The 19,629-nt window shown below is 57.8% G+C and carries 19 protein-coding genes and 1 pseudogene; 12 read left to right on the top strand and 8 right to left on the bottom strand.

The annotated features are described in order from the left end of the window. Positions 1-51: 51 nt before the first annotated feature. On the top strand, positions 52-1,110 hold the full coding sequence (locus V1572_RS15995) for a MerR family transcriptional regulator (protein ID WP_395299368.1): 1,059 nt from the start codon (positions 52-54) through the stop codon (positions 1,108-1,110). Here the strand turns inward: V1572_RS15995 and dauA are convergent. The 4 genes from dauA to lolB all read right to left on the bottom strand — a co-directional run bounded on the left by dauA (position 1,096) and on the right by lolB (position 5,450). Then, complete coding sequence (dauA, locus tag V1572_RS15990) at positions 1,096-2,775, bottom strand: C4-dicarboxylic acid transporter DauA (protein WP_063621908.1); 1,680 nt, start codon at positions 2,773-2,775, stop codon at positions 1,096-1,098. The genes V1572_RS15995 and dauA overlap by 15 nt on opposite strands. Before the next feature lie 124 nt (positions 2,776-2,899). Beyond that, on the bottom strand, positions 2,900-3,847 hold the full coding sequence (prs, locus tag V1572_RS15985) for a ribose-phosphate diphosphokinase (RefSeq protein WP_003856663.1): 948 nt from the start codon (positions 3,845-3,847) through the stop codon (positions 2,900-2,902). 125 nt (positions 3,848-3,972) lie between these two features. Beyond that, a complete protein-coding gene (gene ispE, locus V1572_RS15980) occupies positions 3,973-4,842 on the bottom strand; it encodes a 4-(cytidine 5'-diphospho)-2-C-methyl-D-erythritol kinase (protein WP_167211156.1) in 870 nt (289 codons plus the stop codon). Continuing rightward, on the bottom strand, positions 4,839-5,450 hold the full coding sequence (gene lolB / locus V1572_RS15975) for a lipoprotein insertase outer membrane protein LolB (protein ID WP_063621904.1): 612 nt from the start codon (positions 5,448-5,450) through the stop codon (positions 4,839-4,841). Before lolB ends, ispE begins: the two co-directional genes overlap by 4 nt. Positions 5,451-5,651: 201 nt before the next feature. Between lolB and hemA the strand changes: the two genes are divergently transcribed. From hemA to kdsA, 6 genes and pseudogenes are all read left to right on the top strand, one after another. Beyond that, a complete protein-coding gene (gene hemA / locus V1572_RS15970; RefSeq protein WP_024907067.1) occupies positions 5,652-6,908 on the top strand; it encodes a glutamyl-tRNA reductase in 1,257 nt (418 codons plus the stop codon). Between the two features lie 41 nt (positions 6,909-6,949). Next, positions 6,950-8,032, top strand: a complete 1,083-nt coding sequence (gene prfA, locus V1572_RS15965) for a peptide chain release factor 1 (protein ID WP_021240360.1) — start codon at positions 6,950-6,952, stop codon at positions 8,030-8,032. Continuing rightward, positions 8,032-8,862: a peptide chain release factor N(5)-glutamine methyltransferase gene (prmC, locus tag V1572_RS15960; protein WP_395299367.1), complete on the top strand. Its 831-nt coding sequence runs from the start codon at positions 8,032-8,034 to the stop codon at positions 8,860-8,862. The genes prfA and prmC overlap by 1 nt, the downstream gene beginning before the upstream one ends. Continuing rightward, positions 8,844-8,966 (top strand): annotated as a pseudogene (locus V1572_RS15955) (siroheme synthase); the annotation flags it as partial. The gene prmC and the pseudogene V1572_RS15955, both read left to right, overlap by 19 nt. 29 nt (positions 8,967-8,995) lie before the next feature. Beyond that, a complete protein-coding gene (gene sirB1, locus V1572_RS15950; RefSeq protein WP_024907069.1) occupies positions 8,996-9,805 on the top strand; it encodes an invasion regulator SirB1 in 810 nt (269 codons plus the stop codon). Positions 9,806-9,841: 36 nt separating this feature from the next. Then, entirely contained in the window at positions 9,842-10,696 is an 855-nt protein-coding gene (gene kdsA / locus V1572_RS15945; RefSeq protein ID WP_395299366.1) for a 3-deoxy-8-phosphooctulonate synthase, read from the top strand. Positions 10,697-10,810: 114 nt separating this feature from the next. Here kdsA and chaA read toward each other — a convergent pair whose 3' ends face one another. Continuing rightward, positions 10,811-11,911 (bottom strand): sodium-potassium/proton antiporter ChaA, encoded by a 1,101-nt coding sequence (gene chaA, locus V1572_RS15940; RefSeq protein WP_045908987.1) that lies wholly within the window; start codon positions 11,909-11,911, stop codon positions 10,811-10,813. Between the two features lie 270 nt (positions 11,912-12,181). Here chaA and chaB point away from each other — a divergent pair, with 270 nt between their 5' ends. Further along, complete coding sequence (gene chaB / locus V1572_RS15935; protein ID WP_045908986.1) at positions 12,182-12,412, top strand: putative cation transport regulator ChaB; 231 nt, start codon at positions 12,182-12,184, stop codon at positions 12,410-12,412. Positions 12,413-12,589: 177 nt separating this feature from the next. After that, positions 12,590-13,285: a gamma-glutamylcyclotransferase gene (locus V1572_RS15930; RefSeq protein WP_048223647.1), complete on the top strand. Its 696-nt coding sequence runs from the start codon at positions 12,590-12,592 to the stop codon at positions 13,283-13,285. 30 nt (positions 13,286-13,315) lie between these two features. Here V1572_RS15930 and V1572_RS15925 read toward each other — a convergent pair whose 3' ends face one another. The 3 genes from V1572_RS15925 to V1572_RS15915 all read right to left on the bottom strand — a co-directional run bounded on the left by V1572_RS15925 (position 13,316) and on the right by V1572_RS15915 (position 16,011). Next, the gene (locus tag V1572_RS15925; RefSeq protein ID WP_013096243.1) at positions 13,316-13,555 is read right to left on the bottom strand and encodes a DUF1883 domain-containing protein; all 240 of its coding nucleotides are present in this window, start codon (positions 13,553-13,555) and stop codon (positions 13,316-13,318) included. 211 nt (positions 13,556-13,766) lie between these two features. After that, on the bottom strand, positions 13,767-15,551 hold the full coding sequence (locus tag V1572_RS15920) for a methyl-accepting chemotaxis protein (protein ID WP_008499521.1): 1,785 nt from the start codon (positions 15,549-15,551) through the stop codon (positions 13,767-13,769). Between the two features lie 106 nt (positions 15,552-15,657). Further along, positions 15,658-16,011: a DsrE/DsrF/TusD sulfur relay family protein gene (locus V1572_RS15915; RefSeq protein ID WP_008499522.1), complete on the bottom strand. Its 354-nt coding sequence runs from the start codon at positions 16,009-16,011 to the stop codon at positions 15,658-15,660. 72 nt (positions 16,012-16,083) lie between these two features. Here V1572_RS15915 and nasR point away from each other — a divergent pair, with 72 nt between their 5' ends. From nasR to ntrB, 3 genes are all read left to right on the top strand, one after another. Next, positions 16,084-17,268, top strand: a complete 1,185-nt coding sequence (gene nasR, locus V1572_RS15910) for a nitrate regulatory protein NasR (protein ID WP_045908983.1) — start codon at positions 16,084-16,086, stop codon at positions 17,266-17,268. A 228-nt stretch (positions 17,269-17,496) separates the two neighbouring features. Next, positions 17,497-18,744 (top strand): CmpA/NrtA family ABC transporter substrate-binding protein, encoded by a 1,248-nt coding sequence (locus tag V1572_RS15905; protein ID WP_045908982.1) that lies wholly within the window; start codon positions 17,497-17,499, stop codon positions 18,742-18,744. A gap of 2 nt (positions 18,745-18,746) precedes the next feature. Beyond that, positions 18,747-19,625 (top strand): nitrate ABC transporter permease, encoded by an 879-nt coding sequence (ntrB, locus tag V1572_RS15900; RefSeq protein WP_045908981.1) that lies wholly within the window; start codon positions 18,747-18,749, stop codon positions 19,623-19,625. Positions 19,626-19,629 lie beyond the last annotated feature (4 nt).

Raw genomic sequence — 19,629 nt, 5'->3', positions numbered from 1 at the left:
CGTAACGTAAGGCTCCAGAGTAGCGGCACTGGCAAAGTAAAAGGAGCAGTTATGTTGATTCAGGTGGGTGAGCTGGCGAAACGGGCCGGGATCACCGTACGCACATTGCATCACTATGAGCAAACAGGGTTGTTGCTGCCTTCTGCCAGAAGCGCAGCAGGTTACCGGCTCTACAACCTGGCGGATGTTCAGCGTCTGCATATGATCCAGGCGCTGGCAAAGGCGGGGCTGGAACTTGCTGAAATCAGGGATTTCCTGGAACAGGAGTCGCTGTCCTTAACTGAGTTACTCGATGCGCAAATCACGCTGCTGGATAAACAGCTGCGCAGCATACATACGCTGCGCGACCGACTGGTCGAACTGCGCACCGGGCTGCTCAACGATGCGACGCCGGATCTGGAATCCTGGCTACAGACTCTGGAGTTAATGAATATGTACGATCGCTGGTTTAGCAAAGAAGAGTTACAGCAGCTGCCGTTTGCGGTGCAGAAGGATGCGCTGGCGGCCATCTGGTCAGGGCTGGTTGCGGAGGCAAACACGCTGTTGAAACAGCACATACCCGTCACGGACCCGCGGGCGATGGCCCTGGCGACGCGCTGGATGGAACGCCTGGAGCAGGACACGGCGGGCAAGCCGGAGTTTCTCACCCGGCTGAACGAGATGCACAGCGTGGAGCCACAGATGCAAGTGCAGACCGGCATCACGCCGGAAATGACCGATTACATTACGCGAGCGTTCGCCGAGTCGAAGCTGATTATCTGGGAAAAATATCTTTGCGCCGAGGAGATGGCCTTTACCCGGAAGCACTACTTTGACCGCATGATGGAGTGGCCGCCGCTGGTGGCAAAACTGCATCAGGCGCAGCGGGAGAATATCGATCCTGCCTCGGAGGAGGCGCAAAAGCTGGCTGAAAACTGGCTGGCGTTATTCCAGTCGTATGCAGGCACCAGCCCGGAGACCCAGCAAAAGTTTCGCACGGCCATGCAGCAGGAGCCGCATCTGATGAAGGGAACATGGATGACGCCTGCCGTGCTTGGGTGGCTTCAGCAGGCGATTGGGGTGATGATGCAGAGACGTTCCTCTGCATCAGGCGGCTCACAGATCCGCTAACGCGGCTTCACGGTTAGGATAAAAGGCAAGGCGGCCAGGGATCGGCTGCACGCCCGCCCGCGCCATGGTGCGCAGGGGCTGGAATTCGAGGTTACTCACCCGCAGCTCGCAGCCTTCCGGCAGACGTTTCACAAAGCGCTGGAAGGCGTCCAGTCCGCCCGCATCCAGCACCGGTACGGCATCCCATTTCAGCACCACAATCCGCTTGCCCGCGATGCGGGACTCCAGATCGCTGAACAAACCTTCCGCCGCGGCGAAGAACAGCGGGCCAATCACGCGCAGAACCAGCACATCGTCAGGCACCTCTACGTTGACCGGGGAGAGGCGCGTCATCTGCGCGATACGGCGCATAAACAGCAGGGACGCCAGCACGATCCCGACGCTGATGGCGATGACCATATCGAACAGCACGGTCAGCGACATACAGATCAGCATCACAATGATGTCGTCTTTCGGCGCACGACGCAGCAGGTTCACCACCTTGTGCGCCTCACTCATGTTCCAGGCCACCATCAGTAGCAGGGCGGCCATGGCGGAAAGCGGTAGCCAGGAGAGCAGCGGGGCGAGGATCAGCAGTGCGAGGATCACCAGTACGGAATGGATAACTGCCGAAACGGGTGACGTTGCCCCCGCGCGCACGTTGGCCGCGGAACGGGCGATGGCTGCCGTTGCGGTAATACCGCCAAAGAACGGCGCAACGAGGTTCCCCAATCCCTGACCGACCAGTTCGCTGTTAGCTTTGTGCTTGGTGCCGGTCATCCCGTCCAGAACGACGGCGCAGAGCAGGGATTCAATCGCCCCCAGCATCGCCATCGAGAACGCGGCGGGAAGCAGGGCGCGCAGGGAATCCCAGCTTAAGGTAAAGCTGGAGCCGGGCATATCCCACGGCAGCACCAGCTGCGGCAACAGTTGCGGAATGCCGCTGCCCTGTGAACCGTCCGCCAGAACATAGTGGAACTGTGAGCCGATAGTCGCGACATGACCACCGAACATATTCACGATAGCCATCACCGCGCAGCCCAACAGCAGCGCGGGCAGATGGCCCGGCAGTCGAATGCCCAGACGAGGCCAGACGATCAGCGTGCCCAGCGTCACCATCCCGATGGCGGCGTCGCCGAGGTTGGCCGTCGGCAGCGCCATAAACAGCGCGCCCACTTTTTGCAGATAGTGTTCAGGGACGTGAGCCATTTGCAGGCCGAGGAAATCCTTGATCTGCATGGTTCCGATGGTGATCCCAATCCCCGAGGTGAACCCCAGCGTCACGGAAAGGGGGATGTACTCAATCAGCCGCCCAAAACGGGCCAGGCCAAACAGAATTAAAAAGACCCCGGACATCAGGGTGGCGACCAGCAGGCCTGCCAGACCAAACTGCTGTGAAACGGGGTAGAGGATCACCACAAAGGCGGCAGTCGGGCCGGAGACGCTGAAGCGCGAGCCACCGGTCAGAGCGATGACGATCCCGGCCACGGCTGAGGTGTACAGGCCGTACTGCGGCGCAACGCCGCTGCCAATCGCCAGCGCCATCGCCAGCGGGATGGCAATAATGCCGACGGTGATCCCGGCAATCAGGTCACGCACAAAGCGTGAGGAGGTGTACTTCTCTTTCCAGCAGGCGTCGATGAGGGCGCGAAAGGGCAGAACATGTGAGGAGGCTACGTTTTTCACAATTATCTATCATCCGTATGCGCATCATCTGTCATATGAATGGCAGGTGAAGGAGGCATTAATCATACAAATAAAACCCAGAGACAAAAAAACCCGCCGCAGCGGGTTTTTTGGCCGTGCTCGATCAGTGTTCGAACATTGCAGAGATGGATTCTTCGTTGCTGATACGACGAATCGCTTCTGCCAGCATCCCGGACAGGGTCAGGGTACGCACGTTTGGCAGTGCCTTGATCTCGTCGCTCAGTGGGATGGTATCGCATACCACAACTTCGTCAATCACGGAGTTGCGCAGGTTGTTTACGGCATTGCCGGAGAAGATCGGGTGGGTCGCGTACGCGAATACGCGCTTGGCACCACGCTCTTTCAGCGCTTCAGCCGCTTTACACAGCGTACCGCCGGTATCGATCATGTCGTCAACCAGCACGCAGTCGCGGCCAGCCACGTCACCGATGATGTGCATCACCTGAGAAACGTTAGCGCGCGGACGACGTTTGTCGATGATCGCCATGTCGGTATCGTTCAGCAGCTTAGCGATAGCACGGGCACGTACCACGCCGCCGATGTCCGGAGAAACCACGATTGGGTTATCCAGGTTCAGCTGCAGCATGTCTTCCAGCAGGATTGGGCTGCCGAATACGTTATCAACCGGGACGTCGAAGAAGCCCTGGATCTGCTCTGCGTGCAGGTCAACGGTCAGTACGCGGTCAACGCCAACGCTGGACAGGAAGTCAGCGACAACTTTCGCGGTAATTGGCACACGCGCGGAACGGACGCGACGGTCCTGGCGGGCATAGCCGAAGTAAGGGATTACAGCAGTGATACGGCCTGCGGAAGCGCGACGCAGGGCGTCGACCATAACAACCAGTTCCATCAGGTTGTCGTTCGTTGGAGCACAGGTGGACTGGATGATGAAAATATCACCACCGCGTACATTTTCGTTGATTTGTACGCTGACTTCGCCGTCGCTAAAGCGACCTACGGCGGCGTCGCCGAGGGAAGTGTACAGGCGGTTGGCAATACGTTGTGCTAGTTCCGGGGTGGCGTTACCAGCAAAAAGCTTCATATCAGGCACGAGAAGAACCTCAGGCATGCGTCCAGTGGTGGATAGCGTTCGCCGTAAACTGTGCGGGCCAGGCAAAGGCTATCCAGGCGGTGTATTAAAGAGCGCGATGCAACGTCTGGAACAGGGTGACGTTGTCACCGAAACTCAGTCTGCGCCAGAATGGCCTGCTGTAGGGGGGAAATGTTCATCCCACGCGCTACAAAACCATGCAGCCAAACCGGCGCTTGCTCAAGCACCTGACGAGCGGCGGATTCGGTGTCAAATTCAGCAAAGACACAGGCCCCTGTACCAGTCAGGCGCGACGGCGCGTATTCTAACAGCCAGGAAAGCACCGCATCAACCTCGCGAAAACGTTTTCTTGCGATATCCTCGCAATCGTTGCTGAATTCACAATTTAATAACGTTTCTATTGACCGAATCGGGGTATTTCTTTTCAGGTCAGGATCTTTAAAGATGACCGGGGTCGGAATGCTCACGCCGGGGTGAGCAACCAGATACCATTTTTCCGGCGGGTTGACCGGGGAGAGGATTTCCCCCACGCCCTCGGCAAAGGCCGCATGACCGCGAACAAACACCGGAACATCCGCGCCCAGCGTCAAGCCCAGGGCGGCAAGTTCGTCCTGCGACAGCCCGCAGCCCCAGAGGTGGTTCAGGGCAACCAGCACCGTGGCGGCGTTAGATGAGCCGCCGCCCAGACCGCCGCCCATCGGCAGACGTTTCTCGATACGAATATCCGCACCGCTTCCCGCAGGCAGACGACCTGATTCCGCTGCGGCGTTCATCAGCAGACGCGCGGCGCGCACAATCAGGTTGTCCTCATGCGCCACGCCGTCGACTGGCGTCAGGAGGCAAATCTGCCCGTCCTGGCGCAGTTCAATGGAGATCGTGTCGCCATAGTCAATAAACTGAAACAGCGTCTGCAGGGTGTGATAGCCGTCAGCGCGCTGGCCGGTAATGTATAAAAACAGATTCAGTTTTGCCGGAGAGGGCCAGTGGGTCATCATTTAACGATCCAGTTGTCCATTTTCAGCTTGATGCGCTGGCTGCCCTGGGTCAGTTCCATATTCGATGGCAGCGACGGTTTACTCTTGCTGTCATAGTCGCTGTACACCACTTTCCAGGTTTTGCCGTTCTGGGTGTAGTTCACCTGGCTCAGACGATATTGATCGTCCAGGGTATAGTCGGTGGCGTCACCCGGCAGGCCGAGGATCCACTGGCGCAGGCTGTTGAGCGGGATAGGCATTCCGGTCAGCTTGCCAATCATCTCTTCGGCATCGGTTGCGGTGTAGTGCTGGCCTTTGTTATCGGTGATCTGCGCTTCGCCCGGTTTCGCGATAAGCTCCAGCTCGGTGCTGCCCAGCGGGTTCAGCAGCAGCAGGCGATAGTTGTCCTGACCCGTTTGTTGCCAGAAGAAGCGTGCATACACTTTTTGCTCATCTGAGAGATAAGCAAACGCGCCGCGGGTCTGGTACTGGTTCAAATTACGGACGTCCTGCTGGTGCTGACGCCACTGTGGCGAGTCAGGGCTTTTGCCCGGGCCTTTTGGTTGAGTGACGGTACAGGCGGTCAGAACCAGTGCCGCCAGGGGCAGCAGGCGAATCAGTCGGGTCATAATGAGGACAAATCCTTGAGATACGTTGCAGTTATAACTGTTAATGCTAGCGTCGAAGGGGGCTACCGTCTACGTTCAAATTATCTCAAAGCGTTGTGTAACCTATTACTCCGAAAGGGGGCTGTCTCTTTTATTGATCTCGCGCATCCTGTATGATGCGTTCTGCTAACCTTATTAACGCTGGTACTACTCCCGCTCAACATGACCCTATTAGCACTCGGCATCAACCACAAAACGGCCCCGGTTTCGCTGCGAGAACGCGTAACGTTTTCGCCAGATACGCTCGACCTGGCGCTGGACAGCCTGCTTGCACAGCCTATGGTGCAGGGTGGCGTGGTGCTCTCGACGTGCAACCGTACCGAGCTCTATTTAAGCGTGGAAGAGCAGGATAACCTGCACGAAGCGCTGATCCGCTGGTTATGCGACTACCACAATCTCAATGAAGACGAGCTGCGCAACAGCCTGTACTGGCATCAGGACAACGATGCCGTCAGCCATCTGATGCGCGTGGCCAGCGGGCTGGATTCGCTGGTGCTCGGCGAACCGCAAATTCTGGGTCAGGTGAAAAAAGCCTTTGCGGATTCGCAAAAAGGGCATCTGAAGGCCAGCGAGCTGGAGCGCATGTTCCAGAAGTCATTCTCCGTGGCGAAGCGTGTGCGAACCGAAACCGACATTGGTGCCAGTGCGGTTTCCGTTGCTTTCGCGGCCTGCACCCTTGCGCGCCAAATCTTTGAATCCCTCTCCACCGTCACCGTGATGCTGGTGGGCGCGGGCGAAACCATCGAACTTGTGGCGCGCCATCTGCGCGAGCATAAAGTGAAAAAGATGATTATCGCTAACCGCACCCGCGAACGCGCGCAGGTGCTGGCGGATGAAGTGGGCGCAGAGGTGGTTGCCCTGAGCGACATCGATGAACGTCTGAAAGAGGCGGACATTATTATCAGCTCGACCGCCAGTCCGCTGCCGATTATCGGCAAAGGGATGGTGGAGCGTGCGCTGAAGTCCCGTCGTAATCAGCCGATGCTGCTGGTGGATATTGCCGTCCCGCGCGATGTTGAGCCGGAAGTGGGCAAACTGCCTAACGCCTACCTCTACAGCGTGGATGACCTGCAAAGCATCATTTCGCACAACCTCGCCCAGCGTAAAGCGGCGGCGGTGCAGGCGGAAACCATTGTTGAGCAGGAAACCAGTGAGTTTATGGCCTGGCTGCGCGCGCAAAGCGTCAGCGAGACCATCCGCGAGTATCGCGGACAGGCGGAGCAGGTGCGTGACGACCTGACTGCCAAAGCGTTAGCGGCCCTGGAGCAGGGCGGCGACGCACATGCAATTATGCAGGATCTGGCGTGGAAACTGACCAACCGCCTGATCCATGCGCCAACCAAATCTCTTCAGCAGGCTGCCCGTGACGGGGATGATGAACGCCTGACTATTCTGCGCAACAGCCTCGGGCTGGAATAGCGCCCTATACCCATTTTCTAAGACAAGGTGCACTTACGCCTATGAAGCCTTCTATCGTCGCTAAACTGGAAGCTCTGCACGAGCGCCATGAAGAAGTCCAGGCGCTGCTCGGCGATGCCGGGACCATTGCGGACCAGGAGCGTTTTCGCGCGCTCTCACGTGAATACGCGCAGTTAAGTGATGTTTCTAAATGCTTTACCGACTGGCGACAGGTTCAGGAAGATATCGAAACCGCGCAGATGATGCTCGACGATCCTGAAATGCGCGAGATGGCGCAGGAAGAGTTGCAGGATGCGAAAGCGCGTTCTGAGGAGATGGAGCAGCAGCTTCAGGTGCTTCTGCTGCCAAAAGATCCGGACGACGAGCGTAACGCGTTCGTGGAAGTCCGCGCCGGGACCGGCGGTGACGAAGCGGCACTGTTTGCCGGGGATCTGTTCCGCATGTACAGCCGCTACGCCGAGTCACGTCGCTGGCGCGTGGAGATCATGAGCGCCAACGAAGGCGAACACGGTGGCTACAAAGAGGTTATCGCCAAGATCAGCGGCGACGGCGTATACGGTCGTCTCAAGTTTGAATCCGGCGGTCACCGCGTGCAGCGCGTTCCGGCCACCGAATCTCAGGGCCGTATCCACACCTCCGCCTGTACGGTGGCGGTGATGCCGGAGCTGCCGGAAGCGGAGCTGCCGGACATCAACCCGGCGGACCTGCGTATTGATACCTTCCGCTCCTCCGGGGCGGGTGGTCAGCACGTTAACACCACCGACTCCGCCATCCGTATTACCCACCTTCCAACCGGTATCGTGGTGGAGTGTCAGGACGAACGTTCCCAGCATAAAAACAAGGCCAAAGCGCTGTCCGTGCTGGGTGCGCGCATCCACGCGGCCGAAATGGCGAAACGCCAGCAGGCGGAAGCGTCAACGCGTCGTAACCTGCTGGGGAGCGGCGATCGCAGCGACCGTAACCGTACCTACAACTTCCCGCAGGGGCGCGTGACCGACCACCGCATCAACCTGACGCTGTATCGTCTGGATGAAGTGATGGAAGGCAAGCTGGATATGCTGATTGAGCCTATCGTGCAGGAATACCAGGCCGACCAGCTGGCGGCACTGTCCGAGCAGGAATAATGGATTTTCAGCGCTGGTTACGTGAGGCTGCCGGTGAGCTTTCCGAAAGCGAAAGCCCGAAACGCGATGCCGAAATTTTACTTGAGCATGTGACGGGCAAAGCCCGCACGTACCTGCTGGCCTTCGGTGAAACCGAACTGACCGCTGAGCAGGAAGCACGGCTCGCCACGCTGCTTGCCCGCCGTAAGCACGGCGAGCCGGTGGCGCACCTTGTCGGTGAGCGCGAGTTCTGGTCGTTACCGCTTTACGTCTCGGCGGCGACGCTGATCCCGCGTCCCGACACCGAATGTCTGGTCGAGCAGGCGCTGGCGCGTTTACCGGCGGCGGCCTGCCGCATTCTCGATCTCGGCACAGGCACCGGGGCCATCGCGCTGGCGCTCGCCAGTGAAAGACCCGACTGCGCTGTGACGGCGGTAGATGTGATGCCCGACGCGGTGGCGTTGGCGCAGCGCAACGTGGAACGTCTTGGCCTGACCAACGTAACGGTGCTGCAAAGCAGCTGGTTTAGCGCGCTGGAGAACCAGACGTTCGGCATCATTGTCAGTAACCCACCCTATATTGACGAGCATGATCCGCACCTTGCGCAGGGTGATGTGCGCTTCGAACCCCTGACGGCGCTGGTCGCCGCCAGGGAAGGTTTAGCCGACCTCGATCACATCGTGACAATGTCACGACAACATTTACTTTCCGGCGGCTGGCTTCTCGTGGAGCATGGCTGGACGCAGGGAGAAAGCGTGCGGGCATTGTTTACCCAGGCGGGCTACGCCGACGTCAAAACCTGCCGGGACTATGGCGGCAACGAACGCCTGACGCTGGGGCAGTGGCTATGAGTGCAGGCTATCTGCCATTTACTGATAAAGGCGTAAGGCTGACTGAAAGGCGGTTTGGCGTTATCATCTACATCGTTTTGAGTTTTATCTCGTCCGGGCGTCGCTGTGCGCTCGGTCGTTACTGGGGTAAGTCATGAGGTCCTTAGCCGATTTCGAATTTAATAAAGTGCCGCTTTGCGATGGCATGATCCTGATTTCTGAGATGATTCGCGACGATTTTACGTCGCAGTTTGTCTACGATGAGCTGGAGAATCTGGTCAGCCTGGCGCGTGAAGAGATTAATCAGGCGCGCCCGCAAGACTGGCAATTAGAGAAGCTGCTTGAGCTTTTCTACGGCGAATGGGGTTTCTGCGACACGCGGGGCGTGTATCGCCTGTCTGACGCATTATGGCTGGACCAGGTCTTAAAAAATCGTCAGGGCAGCGCCGTTGCGCTGGGCTCTATTTTACTGTGGGTCGCACACCGCCTGGATATTCCGCTGGTGCCGGTCATTTTCCCGACGCAGATGATCCTGCGTGCGGAGTGGCTGGACGGCGAGATGTGGCTCATTAATCCCTTCAACGGCGACACGCTGGATGAACATACGCTGGACGTGTGGCTGAAAGGCAACATCAGCCCGGTGGCTGAGCTCTTCAACGAAGATCTCGACGAGGCGGATAACGCAGAAGTGATCCGCAAGCTGCTCGATACGCTGAAGTCAGCGTTAATGGAAGAGCGTCAGATGGAGCTGGCCCTGCGCGCCAGCGAAGTGCTGCTGCAGTTTAATCCGGAAGACCCGTACGAAATTCGCGACCGCGGGCTGATCTATGCCCAGCTCGACTGTGAGCACGTGGCGCTAAACGATCTGAGCTATTTCGTTGAGCAGTGTCCGGAAGACCCCATTAGCGAAATGATTCGTGCGCAGATCAACGCGATCTCGCACAAGCAAATTACACTGCATTAATCTTAATTCCGATTCACACCTGAATAAGGCGATCCTATGAAACAAAAAGTGGTTAGCATTGGTGATATCAAGGTAGCAAACGACCTGCCTTTCGTGCTGTTTGGCGGCATGAACGTGCTGGAATCCCGCGACCTCGCCATGCGTATCTGCGAGCACTACGTGACCGTGACCCAGAAGCTGGGCATCCCGTACGTGTTTAAAGCCTCTTTTGACAAAGCCAACCGCTCCTCCATCAACTCTTACCGTGGCCCGGGCCTGGAAGAGGGGATGAAGATTTTCCAGGAGCTGAAGCAGACCTTTGGCGTGAAAGTGATCACTGACGTGCATGAAGCCTCTCAGGCGCAGCCGGTGGCAGACGTGGTTGACGTGATTCAGCTCCCGGCATTCCTGGCTCGCCAGACCGACCTGGTTGCCGCGATGGCGAAAACCGGTGCCGTGATCAACGTGAAAAAACCACAGTTCGTGAGCCCGGGTCAGATGGGCAACATCGTCGATAAGTTTATCGAAGGCGGTAACGATCAGGTGATCCTGTGCGACCGTGGCGCTAACTTCGGTTACGACAACCTGGTGGTGGACATGCTGGGCTTCAGCGTGATGAAAAATGTCTCCGGACAGTCTCCGGTGATTTTCGACGTGACCCACGCGCTGCAGTGCCGCGACCCGTTTGGCGCCGCGTCCGGTGGCCGTCGTGCTCAGGTGACCGAACTGGCGCGTGCCGGTATGGCAACCGGTCTGGCGGGTCTGTTCATTGAATCGCACCCGGATCCGGATAACGCAAAATGCGACGGCCCATCCGCGCTGCCGCTGGATAAGCTGGAGCCGTTCCTGAAACAGATTAAAGCGATTGACGATCTGGTGAAGAGCTTCGACGAGCTGGATACCAGCAAATAATAAAAAACCCGCTTCGGCGGGTTTTTTTATGGGGCATATTGCCGGGTGGCGCTTTGCTTACCCGGCCTACAAAACCCGTAGGCCCTGCAAGCGAAGCGCCGCTGGGCAAAAAGGCTACGCAAAAATTGTCATCAAGTAAGCCGCAAACAGCGCCATATGCGCTGCCCCGTTAAGCACGTTGGTGCGCCCGGTTGAGAACGAAATCTGGCACAGCAGCAACGAGGCTACCATCACAATCATCTCCGGCGCGCCCAGCGCAAACTGCAACTCGTTACCGGTCATAAAGGCAATCAGCGTCACCACCGGCACGGTGAGTGAAATGGTCGCCAGCACGGAGCCGAAGAACAGGTTCATTGCGCGCTGTACCTGATTGTTTAAGACGGCTTTCAGCGCGCCCAGCCCTTCAGGAGACAGGATCAGCAGCGCCACCAGGAAGCCGGTAAAGGCTACCGGCGCGTTCAGCTCGGTTAACAGCGTTTCCAGCGGGTTGGCGTTCATCTTGGTGACGGCAATCACCGCAATCAGATGCACGATCAGCCAAACCGTATGCCACGCGCTGCTGTGGGCCGACGGCTTACCGTGGTGCGGGTCATCGTCGTCGCTGTCGTCTTCATGCTCATACACAAACAGGCTCTGGTGCGTTTTGGTCTGAATCAACAGGAACACGCCGTACATGGCTGCGGAAATCAGCGCGACCAGCAGCGCCTGACCGGTGGAGAAGTTTGCACCCGGCAGCGCCATCGGGAAGACCAGCACGATAATCGCCAGCGGGAAGAGGGCAATCAGATACTGTTTAATGCCGAACAGGTTCATATACTGGGTCGCGAATTTACGCCCGCCCAGCAGCAGAGAGAAGCCCACCAGGCCGCCCGTCACAATCATGATGATCGAGTAAAGGGTGTCGCGCATCAGCGTCGGCGCGGCATCGCCGGTCGCCATGAGCGCGGAAATCAGGCTGACTTCGAGAATAACGACGGAAAGGCTGAGAATTAACGATCCGTAGGGCTCGCCCAGACGGTGGGCCAGTACGTCCGCATGGCGAACGACGCTAAAGGCGCTGGTTAAAATACCGACCAGGGCAAGAATATTGATACCAACCACCACTGGCAGTGACTGACTGCTTCCCCAGAAGAGCAGCACAGCCAGTGCCAGAACCGGGAAAATGAGAGACGTCTCCTTGTGGCGGGTCTTTACCGCCTCGTGTGTTGCTGTCATGTGCTTCTCCATCAATGCAGGTGCTTGTAATTATAGATAGATTTTTGAGGGCATTAAATTAACAGATCTCTGTTAAACACCCTTAATTTTTTACTTAATTTTACCCTTTGTCATAAATTTAATGCCTGACTCCTGTAATTGACGGTTTTTACATAATATTTATTAAATAACAATTAATTAAAGATAATGTGAATCCATAAATTAAGACCGGGTGGCACGCTGGCATATCGTCGTCCACACTTATCTCTTTAAGCAAAAGAGAGGTGAGTGATGCCATATAAAACGAAACGCGAATTACCCGATAACGTGCAAAACGTGCTGCCCGCTCACGCGCAGGATATCTACAAAGAGGCGTTTAACAGTGCCTGGGATCAGTACAAAGATAAGGAGGATCGCCGGGATGATGCCAGTCGTGAAGAGACGGCACACAAAGTCGCCTGGGCCGCCGTAAAACATGAATATGAAAAAGGAGACGACGATAAATGGCACAAAAAGAAATAGCCGTGAAATAATTCGCTGCCTTCATTTTGACTTTTCAGGCGGTTGAACTGCCGTTGTATTGCAACTGGTCCGCTAATTGCTTATCGTTATTTAACTGCTGGCAAAATGACCAGCACATAATGCCGGGAAGGCGAATTACAGATGTCGCAAGGAAGCATGCAGTGGCGGAGGTGGAAAGTGTTAACGCGTGATTTCTTAATGAAGGCAGATTGTAAGACGGCATTTGGTGCTATTGAGGAATCGCTTCTCTGGTCAGCGGAACAACGTGCGGCGTCACTTGCTGCCACGCTTGCTTGCCGCCCGGATGATGGCCCGGTATGGATTTTTGGCTACGGTTCACTGATGTGGAACCCGGCTCTGGAATTTGTCGAATCGGCAACGGGAACGCTGCCTGGCTGGCACCGCGCATTTTGCCTGCGTCTGACGGCCGGACGCGGCAGCGCGTGCCAGCCAGGACGTATGCTTGCACTGAAAGAGGGCGGGCGCACCACGGGCGTGGCGTATCGCCTCCCGGATGCCACCCTGGAAGAGGAGCTTACGCTGCTCTGGAAGCGTGAGATGATCACCGGCTGCTATATGCCGAGCTGGTGTAAGCTGGAGCTGGACGACGGACGCACCGTCAATGCGCTGGTGTTTATCATGGACCCGCGCCATCCGCTGTATGAAGCGGACACCCGCACGCAGGTCATCGCCCCGTTGATTGCTGCCGCCAGCGGACCGCTGGGAACTAACGCGCAGTATCTCTTCTCCCTCGATCAGGAGTTGACCCGCCTCGGCATGCAGGACGAGTGTCTGAATGAGCTGGTGGCGAAGGTGAAGGCGCTGCTGGAAGGGAACCCGCTCAACGGCACGCTGCGACCGGGTTTTGCCTGAAAATACGCCCGGATTGCCGGGCGTTTGACGTTATGCTGCTACGTAACTGACAGAATGCTCCAGTGACTGGCTGTGGCTGTCGATCAGCACATCCCACGTGCCGGTATATGGCACGGTAAGCCAGGCCTTATCGTCCTGCACGGTCAGAATATCCGCCTGGGATTGTTTTTGTGCTTTCGCACTCATGAGATGAATACGACAGCGCTCTGAGCAACGCACCACAACCGTATCCCCGCCAAACAGCTTCAAACTTGTTTTTACCAGTGCCATTTTTTACCCCGTAGTCCTAAACAACGCTCTCCCTGCTGCCATATCCGAGCGTGATGTTGTTCACAATTCACTCATGGCATAACACCAAAGGGGAGGGTGTGGGATGCTGATTTTGATCAAAAAATGGCATAACGATTAAACAAAAATGACAAAATTCCTCAAAATTTCCGCTGGCGCGCGTTTTACCCGCTAAACGCGCGCCGCGAGAAAATTAAATGCGGAAATGGCCGGCGGTTTCAGCAAGGTCGCCCGCCTGGCTCTGCAGGGCGCCCGCAGCGGCGGCGGATTGCACCACCAGCTCGGCGTTCTGCTGGACCATGCGGTCGAGATGGGTCACCGCGTGGTTGATCTCGTGAATACCCTTCATCTGCTCGCTGGTGGCGATGGAGATTTCGCGCATGATGCCGGAGACGCTACCGATGCTGGAGCGGATCTCGTCCATGCTTTCCCCGGCCAGATGCACGTAGCGGGAGCCGGTGGCCACGCTGTCGGTGGTGGAATCGATCAGCGATTTGATCTCTTTCGCCGCCTGGGCGCTACGGCTCGCCAGGTTACGCACTTCGCCTGCTACCACGGCAAACCCGCGCCCCTGCTCCCCGGCACGGGCCGCCTCGACGGAGGCGTTCAGCGCCAGAATGTTGGTCTGGAACGCGATACCGTCAATCACGCTGGTGATGTCGCCAATTTTAGCCGACGCGACTTCGATGGACTGCATGGTACTGATCGCCTGGGATACCACTTCGCCGCCGCGCGCAGCGGCCGCAGAGGCCTTGCTCGCCTGGTCGTTCGCTTCTGCCGCCGACTCGTTCGACTGAGTCACGGAGGCGGTGATCTGCTCCACGGCGCTGGCCGTCTCGCGCAGGCTGGATGCCGCCTGCTCGGTACGTCCGGAGAGATCCTGGTTACCCGCCGCAATCTCCTGGGCGGCGTTTTTCACCGACTCGCTGGCATCGCGGAGCTGCACCATCACCACCGACAGCTTATCGCTGAAGGCATTAAAGGCCTGGGCAATCTGCGCCACCTCGTCCTCGCCGCTGTCCGGCAGACGCTGCGACAGATCGTTAGTCCCGTTGGCAATGTTGTGCATCGCGTCGCGAATGTCAGACAGGCGCTTCAGCAGACGGGCAATCAGGAGGTGAACAATGGCCGCGCTCAGCAGCGCCAGGATCACCAGCGAAATCGCCGATGCCTTAAGCAGGGAACGCATACCGGAGGTGGCGTCACCGTTGTCGAGGGCGACGACCAGCAGCCAGTTTGTGCCCGGCACGGCTGTCGCCACGAAGGTTTTTTCGACGTCGTTAAGCGTACCGTCGACAAGGTTACCGCTTTTCAGCGCAGCAAAATCGATGCCTTTGATGGTCTCAGCAAACGGTTTAAGCGTCAGCGCCGGATCGTTAGCCGCTATCACGCTGCCGTCACTGTTCAGAAGCAAGCCGCTGCTGGACGGAGTTGGATGGATCCCGCGCACGTTCGCCACCACGCTGTCCATGGCCACATCGCCCGCCACCACCGCTTTCAGGGCGCCATTCTCTTTCACCGGCACGGCGAAAGTCACCACCAGTTTACCGGTACCCGCATCAACGTAAGGCGCGGTGACGACCGGGCCGTCCGTGCTGACCACCTGCTGATACCAGGGGCGAATGGTCGGGTCATAATCCGCCGGGACACCCGCGGGCTCAGAGAATTTCGCCGTTTTGCTGGCGTAGCCGACATAAACGTTGGTGAATCCACCCGCCTGCGCAAGCTGTTTAAACACCGGAACCGGATCGTCACTCAGCGCAACGGTCTGGGCAGAGGCAATCACCGTCATCTTGCTTTTGACCCAGTCGGCAATCGCCATGTTATGGCTGGCGCTGGTGCTGGTCAGGATATCGCGCTGTGACTGCTGGTTATCCTGGCGTGTGACCTGGAAGTTAATAACGGTATTGAGGAGAAGGGCGACGACCAGACAGCCTGCCGTCGCCGCGATGATGCGTGCACGAATCGATCTGAACATAAGTGAAATACCTGCTGTGTTGTTTCCATGCCTATCGGCAACCCCGCAGGTAAACTTGATGCTGAAACCGCGTCCATAAGAAAATAATATTTTTACGGGTTTATTATTAAAAAGTTAATACTTTATCCGCGGACAGCGTCCACTCGGCCAGCTCAACCAGCGTACCAATTTCTACGCCATCAATCAGCGGCAGCCCGGTGATACCGCGCCCGTCGGTGCAGGTTTTGCACAGCTTCACCGGCACGTTTTGCGCGGTCAGGATCTCCAGCATCTGCTGAATGTTATAGCCCTCGGCCGGTTTTTGTCCCTTCAGCCCGGCGGTGACCGCGTCCGACATTAAAAAGAGGCGTAACGCGAGGTCACTCTCTTTTTCGCGCAGCGCAATGGCCAGGCGCAGGCTGTTAAAAAGCGATTCACTCCCGTAGGCCGCACCGTTGGCGACGATCACAATCTTCTGCATGTTGACTCCTGTTCTTATAAAGGCACGAATATTGCTTAATTTCCCGGAGTTTCGCTGTCCGGGAGAGTAAGCATGATATTAATGGCAGGCATTTCGCCAGGCGCTGCCGAATGGCTCACGCGCGCAAAGATGATGCGCCAGGAGCAGTTCAGCAAGCTGGCACAGCTGGGTGTGCTTGTGCACGGCATTAGCCAACTGGTGCACATGTTACAGTGCGAGCGCGGGGCGTCCAACGTCTGGCTCTGCTCACAGGGCAAGCTGTACGCCCCCGAATGCAAAGCCAGCCGGGCGCTGGTGGATGAAAACCTCGCTGCCCTTTACGGCATTCTTGAAACACAGTCGCCGATCCCAGGAAGTGCCGTCTGTGAACGCATCGGCGGCGCGCTCCTGAGCCTGGATACACTTCCCGCGCTGCGTGACGGTGTGATTCAGCAGACTGTAACGGCACCCCAGGCGATGGAACACTACTCCCGCATGCTTCGCCATCTGCTCAGTATCGTGCCGCAGCTTAATGACAGCATTGACGATCCGCAAATCGCAGGACGTTTTGTCGCGCTTTATAGCCTGATGCAGGGAAAAGAGCTGGCAGGACAGGAGCGGGCGCTGGGGGCGATTGGCTTCACGCAGGGTTTTTTCGATGATGTGACTCGTCAGAGGCTGGTTGACCGCATTGACGGGCAGCAGGCCTGCTTTGAGATCTTTCTCTCACACAGCTCCACTGACGTTCAGACCACCTTTTCAATGCACTGTCAGCCCGATCGTGAAACGGAGCAACTCCGGCGCGTGGCCTGTACCCGCCAGCCTGCCGCCGATAACGGCCTTACCGCACTGGCCTGGTTTGCTCTGCAAACCGCGCGCCTTGAGCATCTGCGCACGCTGGAGGAGACGATCATCGCCGATCTGATGGTCGCGGTGGACGAATGCATTCACCGTGACGATGAGTACGCGCTCCCCGGCGATGAACAGGATGATCCGCCGATCCGCTATCCGGAAAAACCGTTGCTTACCCTGGTTCGCCAGCAGGCGCGCGAGATAGAGCAGCTCTCACGTCAGCTTGCGTCGCTGCGCGATACGCTTGAAGAGCGCAAAATCATTGATAAAGCGAAGAGCGTGCTGATGACCCACCAGAATATGAGTGAGGAACAGGCCTGGACGGCGCTGCGCAAAATGGCGATGGACAAGAACCAAAGGATGGTGGATATCGCCCGCGCGCTGCTCATGGTGAAGAATGTATGGCAGGTAACACCAAAGGAGTAGCTGCACGGTCAGTGGGCATTTTATGCCTGTTTGCGGTGCGTAAAGGCGAGGGAAGAACGGTAAGCACCGCAAGAAACAGTGTGTTAAAACCTGGCATTCACTTTGCATTATCAGATTAACCATTTTTGACGATGCGCCAACGGCGGTGCATCCGTCTTCGGGATAAAGGCGTCCACTGGTGCTTCGGCACCGTGGGCGCTTTTTTTTGGTTTTTTTTCAGGAGTGGTCATGGCGGATTTGTCGAGACGGCGTTTTTTGCAGGCCAGCATGCTGGCGAGTGGTGCAATTCTGTTGCCGGGTGTCATGCAGGCCGCATGGGCGGCAGGCTCGGATAAACCGGAGCAGGAAACAGTGCGCATCGGGTTTATCCCGCTGACCGACTGTGCCCCGGTGGTTATCGCTGCGCTGAAAGGGTTTGATAAAAAATACGGTATTACCATCCTGCCCACCAAAGAGGCGAGTTGGGCGGCGGTGCGCGACAAGCTGGTGGCGGGCGAACTCGATGCCGCGCACATTCTTTACGGCCTGCTGTACGGACTGGAGCTAGGCATCGCTGGCAAGCCACAGCAGATGGCTAACCTGATGACCCTCAACCAGAACGGCCAGGCGATTACGCTCTCCAGCGATTTGGCAGAGAAGGGCGTTCGTGACCTTGACGGGCTGAAAAAGCTGATTGGGCAGCAGGCGCCTGGCACCTATACCTTCGCGCACACCTTCCCGACCGGGACGCACGCCATGTGGCTCTACTACTGGCTGGCCAGCGCGGGCATTCACCCCTTTGACGACGTGCGTACGGTGGTGGTGCCGCCGCCGCAGATGGTGATGAACATGCGCATTGGCAACATGGTCGGCTTTTGCGTCGGCGAGCCGTGGAACGCGCGTGCCATCAACGACCGCATCGGTTTTACCGCCGCCACGTCGCAGTCTATCTGGGCCGACCATCCGGAAAAAATCCTCGGGACGCGTCGCGACTGGGTGGAGAAAAATCCGCACACCGCCCGGGCGCTGGTGAGCGCAGTGCTGGAGGCGGCGCGCTGGATTGAGGCCTCCCCGGAAAACAAACGCGAAACCGCGCAGATCCTCTCCCGCCGGGCGTGGCTCAACTGCAAAGAGCAGTATCTCACCGGACGCATGCTCGGCGAGTACGACAACGGCCTGGGCCAGCGCTGGCAGGACGCGCACCCGATCCGCTTCTTCAACGAGGGGGCCGTCAGCTACCCGTATCACTCCGACGGCATGTGGTTCTTAACCCAGTTCCGCCGCTGGGGCTTGCTCAAAGCCGCCCCGGACTATACGGGCATCGCACAGCGCATTAACCAGACGGCGGTCTGGCAGGATGCAGCCACGGCGGTGGGGGGCATTACCACACCGACTTCACCACTACGCAGCAGCACATTGATGGACGGCACCGTCTGGAACGGTACCGACCCGGAAGGATACGCCAGCCGTTTCGCCATTCACCGTAAAGGGGCCTGATTATGCAGCATCTGCAAAAGACAAAATCACACGAGACGCCGGAGAGTGGAGAGGTGATTCTCCTGCCTCCGGTGCAGGTTCGCCGCCGTACGCCGACGTTTGTGCGTCGTATTAACGCGATCCTTCAGCGCATCATTCCGGCTTTTCTGGGGCTGGGACTGCTGGTGGTGCTCTGGCAGCTGGCGGCGATTAACAGCAAAGGTTTCCCGACGCCGCTCAGCACGCTCGATTCCGCTATTACCCTGTTTGCCGATCCGTTTTATCGCGACGGGCCAAACGACATGGGCATCGGCTGGAACGTGCTCGCCTCATTACAGCGCGTGGCGGTGGGGTTTGGCCTGGCCGCGTTCGCCGGGATCCCGCTTGGTTTCCTGATTGGCCGCTTCACCTTTTTTTCGCGCATGTTCGGCCCGCTGATCGCGCTGTTACGCCCGGTTAGCCCGCTGGCCTGGCTGCCCATCGGCCTGCTGCTGTTCCAGAAAGCGGAGCCCGCGTCGAGCTGGACCATTTTTATCTGCTCCATCTGGCCGATGGTGATCAACACCGCCGAAGGCGTGCGGTGTATTCCGCAGGACTACCTTAACGTCGCCCGGGTGCTGCAGCTTTCAGAGTGGACCATCATGCGCCGCATTCTCTTCCCGGCGGTGCTGCCCGCGGTGCTGACCGGGGTGCGCCTCTCTATTGGCATCGCCTGGCTGGTGATTGTCGCCGCCGAGATGCTGACCGGCGGTTTAGGGATCGGTTTCTGGATCTGGAACGAGTGGAACAATCTCAACGTCGAAAACATTCTCATCGCCATCGTCATCATTGGCGTGGTCGGGCTGCTGCTCGAGCAGGGGCTGATGCTGATCGCCCGTCGCTTTAGCTGGCAGGAAAAATAAGGAG

The organism is Enterobacter quasiroggenkampii (assembly GCF_043972695.1).
GTDB lineage: Bacteria > Pseudomonadota > Gammaproteobacteria > Enterobacterales > Enterobacteriaceae > Enterobacter > Enterobacter quasiroggenkampii.
Note: the sequence above shows the minus strand (reverse complement) of the source record. Positions and strands in the feature narration are given on the sequence as shown.

Bases quoted from the DNA above. Each gene is read 5' to 3' on its own strand.
- V1572_RS15995 (WP_395299368.1), top strand. From the start codon at position 52: ATGTTGATTCAGGTGGGTGAGCTGGCGAAACGGGCCGGGATCACCGTA.
- ispE (WP_167211156.1), bottom strand. From the start codon at position 4,842: ATGATGACCCACTGGCCCTCTCCGGCAAAACTGAATCTGTTTTTATAC.
- lolB (WP_063621904.1), bottom strand. From the start codon at position 5,450: ATGACCCGACTGATTCGCCTGCTGCCCCTGGCGGCACTGGTTCTGACC.
- hemA (WP_024907067.1), top strand. From the start codon at position 5,652: ATGACCCTATTAGCACTCGGCATCAACCACAAAACGGCCCCGGTTTCG.
- prfA (WP_021240360.1), top strand. From the start codon at position 6,950: ATGAAGCCTTCTATCGTCGCTAAACTGGAAGCTCTGCACGAGCGCCAT.
- prmC (WP_395299367.1), top strand. From the start codon at position 8,032: ATGGATTTTCAGCGCTGGTTACGTGAGGCTGCCGGTGAGCTTTCCGAA.
- sirB1 (WP_024907069.1), top strand. From the start codon at position 8,996: ATGAGGTCCTTAGCCGATTTCGAATTTAATAAAGTGCCGCTTTGCGAT.
- kdsA (WP_395299366.1), top strand. From the start codon at position 9,842: ATGAAACAAAAAGTGGTTAGCATTGGTGATATCAAGGTAGCAAACGAC.
- chaA (WP_045908987.1), bottom strand. From the start codon at position 11,911: ATGACAGCAACACACGAGGCGGTAAAGACCCGCCACAAGGAGACGTCT.
- chaB (WP_045908986.1), top strand. From the start codon at position 12,182: ATGCCATATAAAACGAAACGCGAATTACCCGATAACGTGCAAAACGTG.
- V1572_RS15925 (WP_013096243.1), bottom strand. From the start codon at position 13,555: ATGGCACTGGTAAAAACAAGTTTGAAGCTGTTTGGCGGGGATACGGTT.
- V1572_RS15920 (WP_008499521.1), bottom strand. From the start codon at position 15,551: ATGTTCAGATCGATTCGTGCACGCATCATCGCGGCGACGGCAGGCTGT.
- V1572_RS15915 (WP_008499522.1), bottom strand. From the start codon at position 16,011: ATGCAGAAGATTGTGATCGTCGCCAACGGTGCGGCCTACGGGAGTGAA.
- nasR (WP_045908983.1), top strand. From the start codon at position 16,084: ATGATATTAATGGCAGGCATTTCGCCAGGCGCTGCCGAATGGCTCACG.
- V1572_RS15905 (WP_045908982.1), top strand. From the start codon at position 17,497: ATGGCGGATTTGTCGAGACGGCGTTTTTTGCAGGCCAGCATGCTGGCG.
- ntrB (WP_045908981.1), top strand. From the start codon at position 18,747: ATGCAGCATCTGCAAAAGACAAAATCACACGAGACGCCGGAGAGTGGA.